General features: G+C 68.6%; 3 protein-coding genes and 1 other RNA gene. All 4 read left to right on the top strand.

Annotation, left to right across the window (positions count from 1 at the left end; genetic code table 11):
- Nucleotides 1-81: signal recognition particle sRNA small type (gene ffs / locus QZV72_RS04225), an RNA gene on the top strand; the annotation flags it as partial.
- Between the two features lie 212 nt (nucleotides 82-293).
- Nucleotides 294-1,583, top strand: coding sequence for an aminotransferase (locus QZV72_RS04220; protein WP_297005689.1), 1,290 nt, complete (start codon nucleotides 294-296; stop codon nucleotides 1,581-1,583).
- Nucleotides 1,584-1,598: 15 nt separating this feature from the next.
- Nucleotides 1,599-2,237: a hypothetical protein gene (locus tag QZV72_RS04215; RefSeq protein WP_297005688.1), complete on the top strand. Its 639-nt coding sequence runs from the start codon at nucleotides 1,599-1,601 to the stop codon at nucleotides 2,235-2,237.
- Between the two features lie 53 nt (nucleotides 2,238-2,290).
- On the top strand, nucleotides 2,291-3,082 hold a 792-nt coding region (dnaX, locus tag QZV72_RS04210), incomplete at its 3' end, for a DNA polymerase III subunit gamma/tau (RefSeq protein WP_297005687.1).

The raw sequence follows: 3,082 nt of genomic DNA, 5'->3' as shown, positions 1-3,082 counted from the left end.
GTGAATCCTGCGAACTCCCCCAGGGCAGGAATGCAGCAAGGGTAAGCGGGCTCTGGCGGGTGCGTGAGGTCCGTTCTACTTTTCGGGGGCGGGCCGGTCGGGGAGTGCGGGGGAGAGGAGTGAAAGGACGGGTTCCGCGACGGTGCGCGACGACCGTGCCGGAGGGGAGCACCCGGAACCGCGCGGGCGGAACCGTGTGTCCGGCACCGCACTGACATCCACGACAGCCGGGCACTAGACTTGCGGGCGGAAAACCACCCTGCCCCTGCAACGCGAGGAGGTCCCGCGGGACCATGAAGCTGACCGAAGCCAACACCGACCGACTGCTCTCCCTCAAGGACGAGGTCACCGCGTCCTACCGGGAGCTCAAGGACCGCAACCTCAGCCTGAACCTCACCCGCGGCAAGCCCTCCGCCGAGCAGCTCGACCTCGGTGAGTCACTCCTGGCCCTGCCCGGCGAGGGCGACCACGTCCTCGCCGACGGCACCGATGTCCGCAACTACGGTGGCGGCGACGGCATCCGCGAGATCCGGGAGCTGTGGGCCGAGGTGCTCGGCATCCCCGCTGATCTGGTCATCGCCGGGGACGCCTCCAGCCTCAACATCATGTTCGACCTCATCTCCTGGTCGCACACCTTCGGTAACAACGACTCGCAACGCCCCTGGTCGGCGGAGGAGACCGTGAAGTGGATCTGCCCGGTCCCCGGCTACGACCGACACTTCGCCATCACCGAGACCTTCGGCTACGAGATGGTCACCGTGCCCATGAACGAGGACGGCCCCGACGTGGACGCCGTGCGCGAACTCGTCAAGGACCCGCAGGTCAAGGGCATGTGGCTCGTCCCGGTGTTCTCGAACCCGACCGGCTACACCGTCTCCCGCGAGGTCGCCGGGGCACTGGCGTCGATGGAGACCGCCGCCCCCGACTTCCGTATCGTCTGGGACAACGCCTACGCCGTGCACACCCTCACCGACGACTTCCCGGAGATCCTCGACATCGTCGGCATCGCCGCGGGAGCAGGCAACCCGAACCGTTTCTGGGCGATGTCCTCGACCTCGAAGATCACCCTCGCCGGCGCGGGTGTCGCGTTCCTCAACTCCTCGGAGGAGAACCTCGACTGGTACCGGAGGATCGCGAACGTCCGCGGCATCGGCCCTAACAAGGTCAACCAGCTCGCCCATGTCCGCTACTTCGGCGACGCCGAGGGGGTGCGCTCGGTCATGCGCAAGCACGCCGGCATCCTCGGCCCGAAGTTCCGTGCGGTCACCGAGATCCTGGCCCGTCGTGGCCTCGGTGACCTCGGGGTCGCTGAATGGACCCATCCGGAGGGCGGTTACTTCATCTCGGTCAACGTCGTTGACGGCACCGCGAAGCGGGTCGTGGATCTGGCGAAGGACGCGGGCATCGCCCTGACCGGTGCCGGCTCGGCATACCCGTTGAAGAACGACCCGGACGACCGCAACCTGCGTCTCGCCCCGTCCCTGCCGCCGCAGGATGAGGTCGAGGTGGCGATGGACGGTGTCGCGACCTGCATGCTGCTCGCCGCGATCGAGGCCGCCGAGTCCGGTCGGGCCGCGAAATAGGCGCGTGATCGGGCTGTGAATCTCGAGGAGACGACCTTCTGGGCGGGCGATCTGCTCCCCGGTGAGCCGCGGACGAGCACCCGTCGGGTCGTCCAGGGTTTTCCGGAGTTCACCGTCGCCGATGTACCCGTCGGTGGGCGGGAGGACCCGGAGGACCCCACCGCCCCCGCCGAGACGGTCGCCATGACCCTCGACGCCGCCCGGATTGAACCGGGCCTCGTCACCGACGACGGTGCTGACCTGCGTGTGGAGTTCATCACCGTGACCTCCGGGCACACCCGGGCCGCGGCGGACCTGGTCTGTGCGGCGGCGACGATGATCGCCCAGGATCCGCACCGGCGTTCCCCGCAGCCGGGTCTGCTGATGCCTGACCTGGGATGGCACGTCGATGAGACGATGACGGCGAAGCACGGGCTGCTCATCCCGCCGTTCCTCTGGGAGGACGGCGTCCCGAACGTGCACGAGATCGACTACGGCGGTCGGCACGGCGGGGGTACCTCCCACGACTGGACCCATCCGGGGCGGATGACGGTCGTCGCACAGCTGGTGATGCTCACCGACGCGGAGTTCGCTGTGGCGACGTCGCAGGGCCTGGGCGCGGTACAGCAGCGGCTGCTGGACGCCGGGACCGACCTCAACGACGTCTGGCGGTAGCCCGCCCGGTAGCGCGCCCGACCCGCGTCCGGCGTCCTTGTACTCTGGTGCCCGTGGCTCTCTACAGGAAATACCGGCCGGCGACTTTTGCAGAGGTCGTCGGGCAGGAACATGTGACCGAACCGCTGTGCACCTCGTTGGACAGCGGCAGGATCAACCACGCGTACCTGTTCTCCGGGCCGCGCGGCTGCGGCAAGACGTCCTCGGCGCGCATCCTCGCCCGCTCCCTGAACTGCGTGGAGGGGCCGACGTCGACCCCTTGCGGGGTGTGCGACTCGTGTGTGGCGCTCGCTCCGGGTGGGGCGGGCACCCTCGACGTCACGGAGCTGGACGCCGCGACGCACAACGGCGTCGACGACATGCGTGAACTGCGTGACCGCGCGTTCTACGCCCCGGCGGAGTCCCGCTACCGTGTCTTCATCATCGATGAGGCGCACATGATCTCCTCCGCCGGGTTCAACGCCCTGCTGAAGATCGTGGAGGAGCCGCCGGAGCATCTCATCTTCATTTTCGCGACGACCGAGCCGGAGAAGCTCCTCCAGACGATCCGGTCGCGCACCCACAACTACCCCTTCCGCCTGCTGACCCCGCCGGCCATGCGCGGTCTGCTGGAGAGGATCTGCGGTGAAGAGGGGGTGGTCGTAGAGGACGCCGTCTACCCGCTGGTCATCCGCGCCGGAGGCGGTTCCCCGCGTGACTCCCTGTCGATCCTGGACCAGTTGCTCGCCGGTGCCGGCCCGGAGGGGGTGACGTACCGGCGGGCCGTGGCGCTGCTGGGGGTCACCGATTCCACCCCTATCGACCGCGCGGTGGACGCGTTGTCCGTCGCCGACCAGGCGGGACTG

Source organism: uncultured Corynebacterium sp. (assembly GCF_902782855.1).
In the GTDB taxonomy this organism is placed as follows: domain Bacteria; phylum Actinomycetota; class Actinomycetes; order Mycobacteriales; family Mycobacteriaceae; genus Corynebacterium.
The sequence above is the reverse complement of the archived record's forward strand: the minus strand, read 5'-3'. Positions and strand labels throughout refer to the sequence as shown.

Excerpts from the sequence above, each read along its gene's own strand:
- QZV72_RS04220 (WP_297005689.1), top strand. The coding sequence starts at position 294 with ATGAAGCTGACCGAAGCCAACACCGACCGACTGCTCTCCCTCAAGGAC.